Origin of the sequence: Azotobacter vinelandii CA (assembly GCF_000380335.1) — a bacterium.
Taxonomy (GTDB): Bacteria; Pseudomonadota; Gammaproteobacteria; order Pseudomonadales; family Pseudomonadaceae; genus Azotobacter; species Azotobacter vinelandii.
Genome location: NC_021149.1, coordinates 4,222,142 through 4,238,050, shown reverse-complemented (window position 1 = coordinate 4,238,050; position 15,909 = coordinate 4,222,142). Strand labels below are relative to the sequence as shown.

Sequence of the window (15,909 nt, the reverse complement as noted above, 5' to 3'; positions counted from 1 at the left end):
GTCCCGTTCCCCGTCGTCCCGCGCTGAGGTCATCATGGGCTCTTCCATTCGAACCCTTGCCGGCAAGGGTGGGGCGGCGTGCGCCCTGTTCGTTCTGGGCGTTCCGGCCGACGCCGGCTTCATCGAGGACAGCCAGGGCAGCCTGACCCTGCGCAACTTCTACTTCGACCGCGACTACAAGGGCGAATCCAACGTCTCCGCGCGCCGCGAATGGGCGCAGGGTTTCATCCTCAACCTCAAGTCCGGCTTCACCGAGGGGCCGATCGGCTTCGGCCTCGACCTGCAGGGCATGCTCGGCGTCCAGCTCGACTCCTCGCGCGACCGCGCTGGCACCGGCCTGCTGCCGGTCGAACGCGGCAGCGGCGAAGCCCAGGATTCCTACGCCGAACTCGGCATCACCGGCAAGATCCGCTACTCGAAGACCGAGCTGCACCTCGGCACCGTGATGCCGCGCCTGCCGATCCTGATCAGCAGCCCGGCCCGGATGCTCTGGCAGACCTTCAAGGGCGGCCACCTGCGTTCCACCGACATCCCCGGCCTGAGCCTGCAGGCCGGCTACCTGAACCGCATGAACCAGCGCGACTCCACCGATTACCAGAAGATCGCCATCGCCGGCCCCAACGGCCGCTTCGACGGCACGGCGGAGTCCGACGAGTTCCTCTTCCTCGGCGGCGACTACGCGCTGGGCAAGAACCTGACCCTGAGCTACTGGCACGCCCGGCTGGACGAGATCTACCAGCAGAACTACCTGGGCGCGATCCACCAGCTCAAGTGGGGGCCGGGAGAATTCAAGACCGACTTCCGCTGGTTCCTCAGCGACGAGGAGGGCGAGGGCAAGGCCGGCTCGGTGGACAACCAGTACGTGGGCCTGAACTTCGGCTACAAGCTGGGCGGGCACCGGCTGACGGTGGGCGGTGCGCTGTCCAGCGGCGACTCGGCGATGCCGTACATCGCCGGTTCGGAGCCGCACCTGATTTCCGAATACGCGATCAGCTCGGAATTCCTCAACGCCGACGAACACTTCTGGCACGTGCGCTACGAATACGACTTCGCGGCGGCGGGGCTGCCGGGGCTGATCGGCGTGGCGCGCTTCATGAAGGGGACCAATGCCGAGCTGCCGGAACGCCTGGGCGGTGGCAACCGGGAAGAGACGGAGCGCTACCTGGAACTGTCCTACGTGGTGCAGTCGGGCCCGCTGAAGAACGTGGCGCTGCGCCTGCGCAACTCGCGCTACCAGAACAGCTTCGCGCCGAACGCGACGATGCGCGACGACAACGAGACGCGGATCAACGTCGATTACACCTGGAAGCTCTGGTAGGGCGTCACGCCCTCTCCACGGCGGGGAGGGCGCACCCTGCTCAGAGCCAAGGGTGGATGGCCGAAGCCTTCCATCGTGGTGCGGGCCACGAGTAGCGAATTCATTCGCGGCCGGAGTGGATGCGGTGTGTCGCTCAGTCCTTCCCCGCCGCCGGCAGTCCGGCCAGCAGGTTCTTCGGCAGCCAGCCCGACCTGTGCAGGATCAGGTAGGCGAGGGCGCCGATCGCCACGCCCCAGAAGGCCGAGCCCAGGCCGAAGAAGCTCATTCCCGAGGCGGTGGCGAGGAAGGTCAGCATGGATGCCTCGCGATGCTCCTCGTCGTTCACCACGCCCATCAGGTTGCCGGTGATGGCGCCGATCAGCGCCAGGCCGGCGAGCACCGCGACGAAGGTCTTCGGCATGGCGCCGAAGAGCAGGATGATGGTGCCGGCGAAGGTGCCGCCGAGCAGGTAGAAGACGCCGTTGGCGACGCCGGCGACGTAGCGCTTGTCCGGATCTTCGTGGGCGTCCCTGCCGGTGCACAGGGCGGCGGTGATCGCGGCGACGACGATGCTGACGCCGCCGAAGCAGGCCACCGCCAGCGACGCCAGGCCGGTGACGGCGAGCACCGGACGGGCCGGGGTGTCGTAGCCGGCGCCGCGCAGGATGGCCATGCCGGGCAGGAACTGCCCGGTCAGGCTGACCAGCACCAGCGGAATGGCCAGGCTCAGGGTCGCGTTCCAGCTCCAGGCCGGCGCGATGAACTGCGGTGTGGCGAGGCTCGCGCCGATGGCCGAGAGGTCGCTGCCTTCCAGGCCGACCGCCAGGAGCACGCCGACGCCCAGCAACAGCACCAGGCAGTAGCGCGGGAACAGGCGCTTGAAGACCAGGTAGGCGAGGATCATGCCGAACGCCAGCGTCGGCATCGAGGCCACCGACTGGAAGGCGCCGACGCCGAACTGGAACAGGATGCCGGACATCATGGCGCAGGCGATGCCCTTGGGAATGGCCCCCACCAGCCGGTCGAACCAGCCAGAAACCCCGATCAGGAAGAGGATCGCCCCGGCCGTGAGGTAGGCGCCGACCGCCTCGTCGAGGCCGAGCGCCGGAAACAGGCTGACCAGCAGGGCGGTGCCGGGCGCCGACCAGGCGGTCACCACCGGCACCCTGAGCCACAGGCTGAGCAGGATGCCGGACAGCGCCGCGCCGATGGAAATGGCCCAGACCCAGGAGGACATCATCCCGGCGGAAATCCCGGCGCTCTGCGCGGCCTGGAAGAAGATCGCCAGGGGGCCGGAGTAGGAGATCAGCACGGCCAGGAAACCGGCGGTGACGGCGGAAATCGACAGATCCCGGTGGAGGGTCAAAGGCTTCATGCGGTAGCGCTCCCGACAGGCATGCGGACGAGGCTCCACCTTATTGTCATTGCCTGGATGGATAAATCCGCGAAAACTGACAACACTGTTCGGCTTTCACGAATAAAGGCCTTCGTCATGGACCGCTTCCAGGCCATGCAACTCTTCGCCCGCATCGTCGAACTCGGCAGCTTCAGCAAGGCCGCCGAGCAGCAGGGCATGTCCCGTGCCTCGGCCACCGCGCTCATCAAGCAACTGGAGAGCCGCCTCGGCGTGCGCCTCCTGCAGCGCACCACCCGGCAGGTCAGCGTCACCCTCGACGGACGCTCCTACTACCAGCACTGCCGGTCGGTCCTCGGCGAGATCGAGGAAGTGGAAAGCGTGCTGTCGCAGAATGCCCGGCACCCGCGCGGCCGCCTGAAGGTCGACCTGCCGGCCTCCCTCGGCCGCCTGGTGGTGATCCCGGCCCTGCCGGACTTCCAGGCGCGCTACCCGGAAATCGTCCTGGAAATCGGCATCGGCGACCGGATGATCGACCTGGTGCGCGAAGGCGTGGACTGCGTGGTGCGGATCGGCGGACTGAGCGACTCGACGCTGATCGCCCGCAGCCTGCCGGCGCTGCCCCAGGTGACCTGCGCCAGCGCCGGCTACCTGGCCCGCCACGGCCTGCCGACCAGCCTCGACGAACTGCAAGGACACCGCTGCATCGACTACCTCTCGGCCACCACCGGACGGCTGGCGCCGCTGGAGTTCGCCGTCGACGGCCGCATCGAGACCCGCAGCCTGCCGGCCAGCCTCGCGGTCAACCACGGCGAAGCCTACGTGGCCGCCTGCGAAGCGGGACTGGGCATCGTCCAGGTGCCGCGCTACCACGTCGAACGCCAACTGGCCGCCGGCAGCCTGGTCGAACTGCTGCCACAACACCCGCCGCCGGCGCTGCCGATGACGGTGCTCTATCCCCATCACCGGCACCTGACGCCGCGTCTGCGGGTGTTCATCGATTGGTTGGTGACGCTGTTCGGTTGAGGGGGCCGGCCAGGAGCGGACGCTCCCCGAATGCCTTGGTATTCTGTCGCGCCGACCGACCCTGGACGCTTGATATGGAAATCGCGCCGAAATTCATCATCCATGAGTCCGCCCACTGGGTGCTCAACCATCATATGTCTTCTGCCCTTCCGGGATATCTGATGCTGGGTTCGAAGAGTCACGTCGATTCATTGGCCGAACTGCATGGGAATGCACTTGCAGAGTTGGGTGGTTTACTCGCCAGAACCCAGCGGGTCATCGAGGCACAATTGAAGCCGAAACATCTCTATATCGGTCGATTCGGCCATGAACCAAGCTATCCGATCCACTTTCATTTCATTCCCGTATACCACTGGGTAGAAGCGCTGTTCTGGGAGGATGCGAGATACCGGGTTCTGGAAACCTTTGCCTCGATCGAGAATGCCCATTCGCTCACCGACGGAGCCGAGTTGACGCTATTCACCTGGCGCGAGTTCGGCGAAAGCCCCGAGCCGCCAAGGGTTCAGGGCCCTTCGATCGGCCAGACCATCGATCGTTTGCGCAGGGCGTTTGGCTAGACCGTGAGCCGAATAATTCCCCACAATCGGCTCACCGAGTGAGCCGAATAACCTCCGTAATCGGCTCGCCACCCGCAGGCAGGTTCACGATGGAAGACTCACGCTGGATCTGGCAGCAACCGGATTGGCCGCATTTCCGCTGGCAGGCCGAGCGCCTGGCGCCGCTGCTGCGCGACTGCGCGCAGGCCCAGGGCCGACTGCTCGGTATGGCCGGCGCGGCAGGGGACGAACTCGGCGCGCAGAGCGAGCTGGACGCCCTGCTGCAGAACATCGTCACCTCCTCGGCCATCGAAGGCGAGCGGCTCGACGTCGGCTCGGTGCGCTCCTCGCTGGCCCGCCGCCTGGGCCTCGAAACGGACGGCGCCAGCCGCGTCAGCCCGCGCAGCGAAGGTCTCGCCGAGCTGATGCTGGACGCCACCCGGCACCTGGAGCAACCGCTGAGCCTCGAACACCTGCTGCACTGGCACCGCCTGCTGTTTCCCGCGCAGGACGACGACCTGCTGCCACGGCGCATCCGCGTCGGCGCCCTGCGCGGCGAAGAGCCTATGCAGGTGGTCTCCGGCCGGCTCGACCGGCTCACCGTGCATTTCGAGGCGCCGCCGCGCGACGGGCTGGAACGGCAACTGGCCGCCTTCCTCGACTGGTTCGAGGCGAGCCGCCGCGACGGCGGCCTCGACCCGCTGCTGCGCGCCGGCATCGCCCATTTCTGGTTCGTCACCCTGCATCCCTTCGACGACGGCAACGGCCGGCTGACCCGCGCCATCACCGACCTGGCGCTGGCCCAGGGCGAGCGCCAGGCGATCCGCCTGCATGCCATGTCGGCCAGTATCCTCGACGACCGCCAGGGCTACTACCGCATCCTCGAAGCCAACCAGAAGGGTGGCCCGGAGATCACCCCCTGGCTGGAATGGTTTCTCCATACCCTGCTGCGCAGCCTGCAACAGGCGCTGGCGCGCATCGACCGGGTGCTGGCCAAGTCGCGCTTCTGGCAGCGGCACCGCCATCAGGCGCTGTCCGCCGAACAGATCAAGGTGCTCGATCGCCTGCTCGACGGCGGCGAACGCGGCTTCGAAGGCGGCATCAGCGCCGCCCAGTACCAGGCCGTCGCCAGGGTTTCCAAGGCCACCGCCACCCGCCACCTCGGTGACCTGCTCGACAAGGGCTGGCTCGTCCGCCTGCCCGGCGGCGGGCGCAGCACCCGTTACCGGATCGACTGGCCCACCACCGGCGGGCCCGATACATCCCTGTAGCGGATTCGTCGGCGCTCATCGGCAAGACCGGAAGCATCGCGCCCGACACCCGGCGGCACCGGTGACGGTGATCTGTCCGCGCCGCCGGCACCTGGCGCCGCGTCTGCGGGTGTTCATCGATTGGTTGGTGGGGGTGTTCGGGGGAGGGGATGAAAGCGGGGCCTCATCCTGAGGCGAGCGGAGCTCGGGGGCACGGATGAGACCCAGGCTTGGTGCCTGGGTCTTGTGTCGTATCAGGCAATCGAGGCGAATCGTTCTATACGGGGCTGTTCGCGGTGCCGGGCTTGCCACAGGTCGTAATCGGCCTGTACGCCAAGCCAGGTGCGCGCCGTACCGATGCCGGCCATTTCCAGGCGAACGGCCAGATCCGGGCTGATGGGCGCGCGTCCGTGCAGGATGCGGGATAGGGTTTCTCGTGCGAAACCCAATCGACGAGCAAGCTCGGCGATGCTGATATCCAACTCGGGGAGCACGTCTTCGAGGAGCGTTTCCCCCGGATGCGGTGGGTTGAACATGGCCATGGGTTGCCCTCCTGTTCAGTGATAGTCGAGGTAGTCGACCAGTTCGATATCGTTGCCGGCAAAGCGGAAAATCATCCGCCAATTGCCGCTGACGGTCAGCGACCAGAACTCCGCGCGATCCCCTTTGAGGGCACCTCTAAAAACGTAGGCGAGGCAGTCAGCGCAAGGCAAAAACAGGTGAAAAAGCGGAGTTTACGAGCTGTAAATGAGCATTTTGAGCCTGTTTTTAACGCAGCGATGACCACGCAGGTAGTTTTTAGATGTGCCCTTGAGGGGGTGGAGTCTCCAGCCCGGAAGGTCGAGGTCTCCCGGTGCTGTGGCTCGATCCATGAAGGCCAGCATGCGGGCCAGGCGCTTGGCATGATCGGCGCGAATCCCCTTGGTCGAGCCCGTTTCGTAAAAGAGGCGAAGGCCCTTGTGCTGGAAACCGATGATCATGGGGTGCAGTGTGACTTATCACATCACGGCTCGCAATCGCAGGTGCCGACGATCAGGTTCTCTTGAAAACCCGGATCACAGACTTCCCGCGAATCGCACGACCTCATCCAGCCCGCACAGGGAAAGGCATTCTTCGGCCCGGTGGCGGAGCGGCGAGGAGCGGACGCCGAACTGCAGGATGATGACGTCCCGGTCGAGTTCGCTGCGGTTCGGCGTGCCGCCGTGCAGCACCTTGCTGTCGATGACCAGGGCCGAGCCTGGACTCACCACGGGACAGATGGCCGCCGACAGGTCCTGCGGCGTGCTTTCCATGTGCAGGTGCGAGCCGGACAGGACGGCGGTGCCGCCATTGCGGCTGGACATTTCCTGGAGTGGCAGCAGCATCCTGATCGTCCGCTCGTCGTCGGAGGCGAAGTAGGTGTTCGTGCAGTCGCGATGCCAGCCGATGGCCGGACCGATGCCGGCGGGCTTGCGCGTGATGTTGGACATGTGCAGCACCACCTCGCCCATGGGGTAGCCCAGCAGGTCGGCGGCGTTCGTCCAGATTTCCGGCTTGCGGAGCAGCAGGCTGAAGCATGGCTCCAGGGACAGGATGTCGCCAATGATGAAGGGCTCGTTACCGAAGGCTTCCGCCCGGATATCGGGGTTGCGGGCGGGATGTTGCCGCGTGACGTCCGCGATGCTCACCGAGCCCGATACGACGGACGTTTCCCGGCTCCGGTAGCGGGATATCGTTGCGTCGGCGAGCGTGCGGGCCAGGTCGAGTTCGTCGTGCGAAAGCAGATCCCGGAGCAGGGTGAAACCTTGTTCTGCGAAGTTCATCGGGGTGTCCATGGGGTGATTGGGGATTCCTTCATTCATGCCGGGTAAATGTTGGACTGAGGGCGGGTTCTTGGCAGTTCTATCTCGTTAGACGGAGTGTTCGCTCATCATGGCCACTATCTTGTCCACCGACTCCTTGAGCCGTTCGCTTTTGAATCCCTTCCGCCATTCGCCTCCCCACACGCTATCGCTCACGACCAACAGCGAGCATATTTCGATGTTTCGGAAGTTGCCGACGGCAACGCATGCGGAGGATTCCATGTCCACGCACAGTGCCTTGCGGGCATGTCTTTCTATATCGCTTTCCGTCTCGCGGAACAGCGCATCCGTGCTCCAGCAGCCACCTTCTCTCATGCTTAGCCCATGATCGTGCGAAGCCTTCGTCAGCGACCTCATCAGCCTGGCCGATGGCTCGATGTTCTCGGTTTCCGTGACATAGTGGCGGGATGTTCCTTCGGAGCTGACGAACCAGCCCGGCATTACGACGTCGCCTATCGATACGCTTTCGGACAGGGCGCCGGCATAACCTATCGTTATGACCTGCTCGGCTCCGCAGGCTATCAACAGCTCCAGATAGATCGCGGCTGCCGGGGCTCCCGGGCGTATATGGGCAACGCTCACGTTCTCGTTCGAATAAAGCGGGTTGCCCGGATACAGCCAGTTCGTGCACTTGTTCGTTTCAATGGCCGCACTGAGTCTGTTCACTATGTGCGGCAGCCAGGAAACTATGACCCGATTCCTTACGCCTATGCCATGGATATCGATGCCGATGGAGTCGGCATGGTCTCTTATGACCTGCTCGGCGCTTATTATTCCTCTCATTCCTTTCTTTTCCTGGAAGCCATGCGGGCTTTCGTATTCGCCTGATGCAAGGATCGGTCTTCGTCTCGCACGGTGGCGTAGACGCAGGTGTTGCGCAACTCGCCGGTCGGGCTGCGGCGTTCGTTGCGCAGCACGCCTTCCAGTCGCATGCCGGCGGACAGGCAGACGGCTCGACTCGCTAGGTTTTTCTCGTCGGTGAGTGCGCCCACGCGCTTGGCGTGGAGTTCGCCGGTCGCATGATCCAGCAGCTTCCTCACCGCTTCCGTCATGAGGCCCTGGCGCTGCCGGCTCGTTCGGCACCAGAAGCCGATTTCGAATTTCGGAATCGCCCAGTCGATGTTGTGCAGGCTGGTGCTGGCGACGAAAAGACCATCCGGATCGAAGGCCAGGTAGACCAGCATCGTTCGCTCGATGAAACGGGCCGCACTCTCCCGGCAGAAGGTTTCCGAGGCGTCGCGGGAGGGTTCGGCCAGCGCCCAGGGCAACGAGGCCGGCCAGGCCCGCAGCGCCGCCAGGCTCTCCACCACCGCTTCGTGGACCCGGATGCCGTCGCCTTCGCGCGGACATCGGAGCGTCAGGCGCTCGGTGCGGAGTTCTCGGGGGATGTCTCGAAGGATCGCTGGGCTGTTCACCTGTGGCCTGACCGGGGATGGAAGTGTCGGGTGGCTGTGCCGGATGGCGATGAGCGATGTAATCGTGCCTCCTCGCACCGCCGTTGCCGGGCGAGCATGCCACAGTCGGAGCCGCGTGGCTTATTCGGGGGACCGCTCCTCGAGCGAGCGCCAATCGGTTGTTCGCCGGTGAACCGGGAGCGTAGGAACGGATTCATCCGTGCTCATCGGCGAGACCGGCAGCATCGCGAATGAATGCATTCCTGCCGAGGCGCCATCGGCTTCACTTCTCGGGCTATTCCCCAGAGGGAAAGTGCAAGGCCTCGAAAGAGCCGGCAATGGACGTCCGAAACGCTCCGGATGCGGAAGGCTGTCGCGCGGGGAGGGCGGCCATCCGATGGCTGGCCCCGTTCTCCTCGAATCCGTAACATCCGAGGCCTTTTTCCAGCATCTCCCGCGACCGGCTCCGCCGGCCAACCGTTTTCAGGTAAGCCATGAAACCGAAATCCCTGCGTGCCGATGTCCTGGCCGGACTCACCACGTCCTTCGCCTTGGTGCCCGAGTGCATCGCCTTCGCTCTGGTCGCCCACCTCAATCCACTGATGGGGCTGTACGGCGCCTTCATCATCTGCACCCTGACCGCCCTGTTCGGCGGCCGTCCGGGCATGGTGTCCGGCGCCGCCGGCTCGATGGCCGTGGTGATCGTCGCGCTGGTGGTGCAGCACGGCGTGCAGTACCTGCTCGCCACCGTGCTGCTCGGCGGGCTGATCATGGTCGCCTTCGGCCTGCTGCGCCTGGGCAAGCTGGTGCGCATGGTGCCGCATCCGGTGATGCTCGGCTTCGTCAACGGCCTGGCGATCATCATCGCCCTGGCCCAGTTGGAGCACTTCAAGGCCGGCGGGGCCTGGCTGAGCGGCATGCCGCTCTACCTGATGCTCGGGCTGGTGGCGGCAACCATGGCCATCGTCTACCTGTTGCCGCGCCTGACCCGCGCCGTGCCGCCGGCGCTGGTGGCGATCCTCGGCGTCGGCCTGCTGGTCTGGCTGCTCGGCCTGCCGACCCGCACACTCGGCGACATGGCGCGCATCGCCGGTGGCCTGCCCGTCCTGGCCGTGCCGGACGTGCCCTGGAGCCTGGAAACCCTGGGCATAATCGCGCCCTACGCGGTGCTGATGGCGCTGGTCGGCCTGCTGGAAACCCTGTTGACCCTGAACCTCACCGACGAGATCACCGAGAGCCGCGGTTACCCGGACCGCGAGTGTGCGGCCTTGGGCGCGGCCAACCTGGTGTCCGGCCTGTTCGGCGGCATGGGCGGCTGCGCGATGATCGGCCAGACCATGATCAACCTGAGCTCCGGCGGCCGCGGCCGGCTTTCCGGGGTGGTCGCCGGGGTGATGATCCTGCTCTTCGTGCTGTTCCTTTCGCCGCTGATCGAGCGCATCCCGCTCGCCGCGCTGGTCGGGGTGATGTTCGTGGTGGCGCAGCGGACCTTTGCCTGGGCCTCGCTGCGGGTGCTCGACAAGGTGCCGCTGAACGACGCGCTGGTGATCCTCGTGGTGACGGTCGTCACGGTGTTCACCGACCTGGCCACCGCCGTGCTCTGCGGAATCGTCGTCGCCGCGCTTAACTTCGCCTGGCAGCAGGCCCGCGAGCTGTACGCCGATACCCATCAGGAGGCCGACGGCAGCAAGCTCTACCGCCTGCACGGCACGCTGTTCTTCGCCTCCACGACGCCCTTCCTCGACCAGTTCGACCCCGCCGGCGACCCGCCCCAGGTGACCCTGGATTGCCGCCACCTGAGCTTCGTCGACTACTCGGCCATCGCCGCGCTGAAGACCCTGCGCGAGCGCTACGCCAAGGCCGGCAAGCACCTGCGCGTGCTGCACCTGTCCGAACGCTGCAGGCAACTGCTCAAGCGGGCAGGGGTGCATCACGAGTGAGGCGAGGGTTTCCGTGGCTGCGATGGTGCAACGTCGGAAACCGGGGAGCGCTGTCGCCCGACCGTCCGGCGGCGATCCCGGCCCTACCGCGACGACGAACTGACCCTGTTGATGCCCGCCGAACACCCGCTGGCCGCCCGCAAGTCGATCCGCTTCGAGGAAGTGCTGGACCACGAGTTCGTCGGCCCGCACCTGGAAAGCTCGGTGCACGCCCTGCTGACCCGTGAGGCGGAGGCGCTGGGCAAGCCGCTGAAGCTGCGGGTGCGCATCAGCAGCTTCGACTGCATGTGCCGGCTGGTCTCGGCCGGCATGGGCCTGGCGGTACTGCCGCGCAGCGTGGCGCGCCAGTACCTGCGCAGCCACAGGCTGCGCATGGTGACTCCCGACGAACCCTGGGCGCGGCGTTCGTTGTTGATGGTGTTCCGCAAGTACGATGCGGCCTCGCCGACGTTGCGCACCCTGATCGACCATCTGTGCCGGTGACCGTTCGGCTCTCGCGGCCATGCAACGTGCCACGCAGGAGCGCTCGTCGTTATACATAAGTTCCGGCGAGCGCATCGCGTGCTTCCAGTGCAATGACAAACTCCCGCAATCGCTGCAATCCGATCCACATGGCCTTGGGGCCGGGTGGGCCATCGTGTTTGCGCCCCAGATAGCCGCCCAGACCGGCCACCCACTCAACCATCTCGCCCAGTCGAGGTGGCACCGGCAGCGGTGGGCAGCGCTTGATCACGAGGTAGGCGGCCCGCCACTCCCGGGCTTCGAAAATCAACTCGCAATTCAGCTCCGGGCAGGCACGTCCGAGCATCAGGCTGTACAGCACTCGCCAGGCAACCACCAGGTAAAGCCCGATGCAAGGCAGTAGCCGCTCCTCGGTTTCCAGTTGCAGGCAATTGATCTGACAGCCGTTTTTCAGGACATGAAAGTAAATCTCGATATACCAGCGCACGGCATACCAGGCGACAATCGTAGAGGCCTGTTCCAGGCTGCCCACCGGCAAGCTGGTCAGCAACAGCCACTCCAGCGGCTCGACGCCCTCCGGAGGATTCTCTTCGCGGGCCAGCACGGCATTGACGGAGACTTCCGGCAAGTGGCGACCGATTCGAGCGGGGGGACGCAGCACGACAGTGGCCGAACGCAACGTGACCCGGGCCTGCCGGGCCGGGCGCTTCGGGCGTGCCCGGACCTCGACGGCGAGTTGCCCCAGACCCGGCGCCATACTCGGTGAACCATTCATACAGATCCCCTTCCGCATCGGCGAGGTTCACCAATTGCGTTTTGGGGATCTGCCCCTGCAACGCGCAGCTAGCCTGGTAACTGTCGATCCAGCGCCGGCTCTCCTTCTCGTCCACACCCTTGCCACGACGCGCCTTGCGCGGACTCGGTTCGTCGCGGCTCCACCACAAGGCCTCCACGACCCCAAGGCAGATGCGTTCTGGGGTAAAGGCCACGGTCGGATGCAACCGACGCGGGTATTTCTGCTGCTCCTTGAGCGTGCCCACGCCCTTGGGGCCCAGGCTCACCCACTTGTCGAGCTCGGTGGTGTCCTGTACCAGCAACACCACCGGGCAACACTCCATGCGCTGCAGCGTGGCATCCCGATGCGGTGTCAGCACCGTCTCGAATGTTGCCTTCTCGTGGTCGAAGAACCGATAGGCCGCCATCGTTTCCGCCCAGCCCCGGCAGGCCGCGGGAATGCTGCTCCCCGGGTGCGCTCCCAACCGCTCCAGGACCTTGGCTACCCGTACATTCAGGCGCTCATCGCCCAGGTCGGCGGTCTGCATTTCTTCCTCTGCCCAGTTCATCGTCATTCTCCACGAATCCCTTTTGGGTATAGACCTGTGGGGACTGGAGCTGTGTATAACGACGAGCGCTCCTGCGTGGGAGCCCAGGGCGGGCGCTCCGGCGAAGCCTCGAAAAGCAAAAGACCTTGAAAGGGCCGCCTCCGAAGCGTTCTCCATCGGCGAACGCTCCCTTGGCGAGACTTCAATTTTCATGCCACCATTCCGCTCCTGGGTTCCGTTGACGTAAGCCCATCTCTACAGGGAGCATCGTGTGATCGAGTGCCTGTTCGGCAAGCTGAAGTACTACCGTCGGATTGCTACGCGTTATGAGAAGCAGGCCAGCCATTTCAAGGGAATGCTGGCCTTTGCGGCTGCTCTGCCGTGGTTTCGCTGATACGTCAACAGAGAACCTAATAGGGTGAATCATGAATTCGTAAGCCGTTCTCGGTGCGCGACCCGATGTTGTTCCTCAAGAGTCTTTCGGCAACTTTACAACTCTCGCCACCAGGGTTGATCGCTTCGTAAGTAGAAGGTTCGTGATAACGGAAGACTTGTCTTTCCACGATCATTGGAGCGCTCGCAATGGATGGTTCCGAGAAATAGCAGGGTTCCGGTCCCGTGCACTTGTACGGCACGTCTACGGAAACTATTGCTACGAGCCATCCATTGATTTTTCACCATGTTTTAGTGCGCTAACAGCTTGAAAGGCGGTATTGGTTATTTCTGATGTGCAAAAAAGTACAGGTTTTCGTGTTGTCATGGGTTTGTTCGATCGTGTCGATCTGGTTGTAATTTTCCTCGACCCTCGCTTCTTCAGGCAGCCTTTCCATAAGGCTCGAAGGCGAGAGGCAGAATAAAGATAAAAATAGGTCGGTCTGGGGCCGACAAACAGAGGAATTCTCGATGAGTCGTTATCCCTCCCATCCCCGCTCGACGGTATCAATTGTCGGCTTGTTCGATCCTTCCCGCACGGCTTTTCACAATCGCCTCCGCTGACGGCGGATATTCGGCTATCCGGCTGGGCAACTCATCCGGTATTTCCAAGACTGGACCGCGCGGGGCAATACCGATCGCGGCTTCGCACGCTTGCATGTCAACGACAAGAAACGGGACCAACCATGCAAACTTCAACCTACACGAGCGACCAAACCGCTCAGGTGGCGCCTGCGCGTAAAGATCTGGCGGCCTTGATCGCTATCGTAGCCGCGTTGGGCGGCCTGCTCTTCGGCTACGACACGGGGATTATCGGTGTCGCGCTGCTGGGGCTGAGCCAGGATTTCGTGCTGAACGACACACTCAAACAGTTCGTCACGGGGGCCATTATCTTCGGTGCGTTGTTCGGCTGCCTGTTGACCGGTCCGATTTCCGACCGTATCGGCCGACGGCGTACCATCATCGGCGTGGGCTTGGTCTTCGCTCTCGGTTCGCTTCTTTCGGCGCTGTCGCCCAGCGTGGGCTTTCTGGTGGTCTCGCGTTTTCTGCTCGGTCTTTCCGCCGGCAGTTCGACGCAGATCATTCCTGTCTATATCGCTGAGGTGGCACCGCCGCAACACCGTGGCAAGTTGGTCGTGCTATTTCAGCTAATGGTCATGACCGGTATCACCGTGGCTTATTTCACCGGTTTCGCGTTGGGAGAACACTGGCGCTGGATGTTCGGGCTCGGAGTCGTACCGGCGTTGATATTGTTGGCCGGCATGGCGATCCTGCCGGAAAGCCCGCGTTGGCTATTGGTACGCGGTCGGGAAGCGGCTGCCCTGAGCGTGCTGACCCATGTGCGCGGCGATGCCCACTGGGCAGCGCGCGAGTTGGAGGAGATCAAGACTGTCAGTCGCGAGCCGCAGGGAACCTGGCGCGATTTGCGTCTGCCCTGGATTCGGCCGGCCGTTATCGTCGGTGGCGCCATTGCCATGTTCTCGCAAATCACCGGGGTCAACGCGATGATTTATTACGCTCCGACGATTTTGACCCAGGCTGGCTTTTCCACTGATACCGCTGTGCTGGCCACGGGCAGTAGCACCATTCTGGTGGTATTGATGACGTGGTTCGGCAGTGTACTGGTGGACCGCATAGGTCGGCGCCGTTACCTGCTGTGGTTGATTCCCGGCTCCATCGCTGCGTTGATAGGCATGGGATTGCTGTTTCAAAGCGGCGGCCCGACCACCACGTTGGAACAGTGGTTGGTGGTGCTCTGCCTGGCCGGTTATCTGATGCTCAACTGTGGCGGTTTCGGCGTCTGTATCTGGTTGATCAACTCGGAAGTCTATCCGTTGTTCATACGCGGCAAGGGGGCCAGCGTGGGTGCTTTCAGCCACTGGTTCTTCGACCTGCTGGTCACGCTGACCACACTGAGCCTGGTCACGGCCTTGGGAGCGGCAAACACTTTCTGGATGTATGCCGCCATTTCCACCGGGGCTCTGCTGTTCATCTGGCGCTACGTACCGGAAACCCGCGGCAAGAGCCTGGAGCAGATAGAACATGAGTTGCGCGAGCATCGTTTCTATCCATTTCAGCAAAAGACCGAGCATTGATTTTTATAACTGCAGAAATGACAAGACGGTATGGAGCCATTGGCGATATCGGAGGCAACCGAATCCATGTCGCCACGGCGATCAGACCAGGATGGTCGATAATGGCGATATGTTCTGAATCATGTCGAAACCTTGTTCCGAGAGGTTCGTTGGTCTGTCCGTCGGTCATGGCTCCAGACGGTATCGAAACACCGATGCCAAGGCTCGTATTCGTATCCGAGACCGTCGTTCCCGGGATATGAAAGATGAAAGTCGAAGTGCCGGGCGTCGTTTTCGAGCCATCGGAACGCACTGGTGTTTTCGAAATCCGTTTCCAGCAGGGACGCTCCCGGCGTGGTGAGATCGACGGCGCGGCCGGTGTGATGTTCGTGGTCGCGTAGCGGACCTTCGCCAGGGCCTCCCTGCAGGTGCTCGACAAGGTGCAGCTAACGATGCACTGGTGATCACTGATCTTGCCCCGCCTCAGTGGACACCCCGTTAAGCGATACACTGCAACGAGGTGATCCATGGCAAGGCAAGCAAGCCCGATGAAACCAACCCGTATCCGCCACTCCCAAGCCTACAAGGACGAAGCGCTGGCCTTGGCCGAACGGATTGGCGTCAGCAAAGCGGCCGAACAGCTTGGGCTGCCCCCCTCCCAGCTCTATGGCTGGCGGAGCAGGAAACAGCAGGCCCAGACCAGCAGCGAGCGCGAGCAGTTGTTGGCCGACGAAAACGCCCGCCTCAAACGGCTGTTGGCCGAACAGTCCGAGGAGTTGGCCATCGTAAAAATCTATGGTCACCCCCGTTTTTGCAATAGTGATCAGCGATGAGTATTGGGCTTGCCTAAATCTATCCGGCGTCCGTTTGGAGCATGCTCCGCGCCACGATGAGAGTCGCGCCTGGCGATCCTGAAAAAGTCGGCGGCTTCGAAAGCCGATTTTTACGCCAGGTTTTTCGCCAGGCCGGTGGGCCGTTCA

Annotated in this window: 13 protein-coding genes and 5 pseudogenes; 9 read left to right on the top strand and 9 right to left on the bottom strand. The window is 63.7% G+C overall.

Annotated features, from left to right (window positions below; genetic code table 11):
- The first annotated feature begins 34 nt into the window (after nt 1-34).
- Nucleotides 35-1,318 carry an OprD family porin gene (locus AVCA_RS19115; protein WP_012702704.1) on the top strand — a complete coding sequence of 428 codons (1,284 nt, stop codon included), beginning with the start codon at nt 35-37 and terminating at the stop codon, nt 1,316-1,318.
- A 133-nt stretch (nt 1,319-1,451) separates the two neighbouring features.
- Here the strand turns inward: AVCA_RS19115 and AVCA_RS19110 are convergent, their stop codons facing one another.
- Nucleotides 1,452-2,672 carry a benzoate/H(+) symporter BenE family transporter gene (locus AVCA_RS19110; protein WP_012702702.1) on the bottom strand — a complete coding sequence of 407 codons (1,221 nt, stop codon included), beginning with the start codon at nt 2,670-2,672 and terminating at the stop codon, nt 1,452-1,454.
- Between the two features lie 117 nt (nt 2,673-2,789).
- On the opposite strand from AVCA_RS19110, the gene AVCA_RS19105 reads away from it, so the two are divergent.
- The 3 genes from AVCA_RS19105 (at nt 2,790) to AVCA_RS19095 (ending at nt 5,484) form a co-directional block, all read left to right on the top strand.
- Nucleotides 2,790-3,677, top strand: coding sequence for a LysR family transcriptional regulator (locus AVCA_RS19105; RefSeq protein WP_012702701.1), 888 nt, complete (start codon nt 2,790-2,792; stop codon nt 3,675-3,677).
- A 74-nt stretch (nt 3,678-3,751) separates the two neighbouring features.
- Nucleotides 3,752-4,234, top strand: coding sequence for a hydrolase (locus AVCA_RS19100; RefSeq protein WP_012702700.1), 483 nt, complete (start codon nt 3,752-3,754; stop codon nt 4,232-4,234).
- An 89-nt stretch (nt 4,235-4,323) separates the two neighbouring features.
- Nucleotides 4,324-5,484 carry a Fic family protein gene (locus AVCA_RS19095; RefSeq protein WP_012702699.1) on the top strand — a complete coding sequence of 387 codons (1,161 nt, stop codon included), beginning with the start codon at nt 4,324-4,326 and terminating at the stop codon, nt 5,482-5,484.
- A gap of 233 nt (nt 5,485-5,717) precedes the next feature.
- Here the strand turns inward: AVCA_RS19095 and AVCA_RS19090 are convergent, their stop codons facing one another.
- The 6 genes and pseudogenes from AVCA_RS19090 to AVCA_RS19070 all read right to left on the bottom strand — a co-directional run bounded on the left by AVCA_RS19090 (nt 5,718) and on the right by AVCA_RS19070 (nt 8,719).
- A complete protein-coding gene (locus AVCA_RS19090; protein WP_012702698.1) occupies nt 5,718-6,005 on the bottom strand; it encodes a HigA family addiction module antitoxin in 288 nt (95 codons plus the stop codon).
- 15 nt (nt 6,006-6,020) lie between these two features.
- Nucleotides 6,021-6,134: pseudogene (locus AVCA_RS25475) on the bottom strand (type II toxin-antitoxin system RelE/ParE family toxin); the annotation flags it as partial.
- A 63-nt stretch (nt 6,135-6,197) separates the two neighbouring features.
- Nucleotides 6,198-6,443: a type II toxin-antitoxin system RelE/ParE family toxin gene (locus AVCA_RS19085; protein ID WP_012702696.1), complete on the bottom strand. Its 246-nt coding sequence runs from the start codon at nt 6,441-6,443 to the stop codon at nt 6,198-6,200.
- Between the two features lie 75 nt (nt 6,444-6,518).
- Entirely contained in the window at nt 6,519-7,265 is a 747-nt protein-coding gene (locus AVCA_RS19080; RefSeq protein WP_012702695.1) for a phytanoyl-CoA dioxygenase family protein, read from the bottom strand.
- An 87-nt stretch (nt 7,266-7,352) separates the two neighbouring features.
- The gene (locus AVCA_RS19075; protein ID WP_012702694.1) at nt 7,353-8,087 is read right to left on the bottom strand and encodes a nucleoside phosphorylase; all 735 of its coding nucleotides are present in this window, start codon (nt 8,085-8,087) and stop codon (nt 7,353-7,355) included.
- Nucleotides 8,084-8,719, bottom strand: a complete 636-nt coding sequence (locus AVCA_RS19070; protein WP_012702693.1) for a GNAT family N-acetyltransferase — start codon at nt 8,717-8,719, stop codon at nt 8,084-8,086. The genes AVCA_RS19075 and AVCA_RS19070 overlap by 4 nt, the downstream gene beginning before the upstream one ends.
- A 473-nt stretch (nt 8,720-9,192) precedes the next feature.
- On the opposite strand from AVCA_RS19070, the gene AVCA_RS19065 reads away from it, so the two are divergent.
- Both AVCA_RS19065 and AVCA_RS19060 read left to right on the top strand, forming a co-directional pair.
- Nucleotides 9,193-10,638: a SulP family inorganic anion transporter gene (locus AVCA_RS19065; protein ID WP_012702691.1), complete on the top strand. Its 1,446-nt coding sequence runs from the start codon at nt 9,193-9,195 to the stop codon at nt 10,636-10,638.
- Nucleotides 10,639-10,722: 84 nt separating this feature from the next.
- A pseudogene (locus AVCA_RS19060) lies at nt 10,723-11,121 on the top strand (LysR substrate-binding domain-containing protein); the annotation flags it as partial.
- A 49-nt stretch (nt 11,122-11,170) separates the two neighbouring features.
- Here AVCA_RS19060 and AVCA_RS19055 read toward each other — a convergent pair.
- Nucleotides 11,171-12,449: pseudogene (locus AVCA_RS19055) on the bottom strand (IS4 family transposase).
- A gap of 235 nt (nt 12,450-12,684) precedes the next feature.
- Between AVCA_RS19055 and AVCA_RS27080 the strand changes: the two are divergent.
- A pseudogene (locus AVCA_RS27080) lies at nt 12,685-12,816 on the top strand (IS5/IS1182 family transposase); the annotation flags it as partial.
- A 724-nt stretch (nt 12,817-13,540) separates the two neighbouring features.
- Nucleotides 13,541-14,950: a sugar porter family MFS transporter gene (locus AVCA_RS19045; RefSeq protein WP_004543207.1), complete on the top strand. Its 1,410-nt coding sequence runs from the start codon at nt 13,541-13,543 to the stop codon at nt 14,948-14,950.
- A gap of 119 nt (nt 14,951-15,069) precedes the next feature.
- On the opposite strand, the gene AVCA_RS27305 is transcribed toward AVCA_RS19045, so the two are convergent.
- On the bottom strand, nt 15,070-15,267 hold the full coding sequence (locus tag AVCA_RS27305; RefSeq protein WP_232294632.1) for a D-alanyl-D-alanine carboxypeptidase family protein: 198 nt from the start codon (nt 15,265-15,267) through the stop codon (nt 15,070-15,072).
- A gap of 189 nt (nt 15,268-15,456) precedes the next feature.
- Here AVCA_RS27305 and AVCA_RS19040 point away from each other — a divergent pair.
- Nucleotides 15,457-15,720: pseudogene (locus AVCA_RS19040) on the top strand (transposase); the annotation flags it as partial.
- Nucleotides 15,721-15,909: the final 189 nt, after the last annotated feature.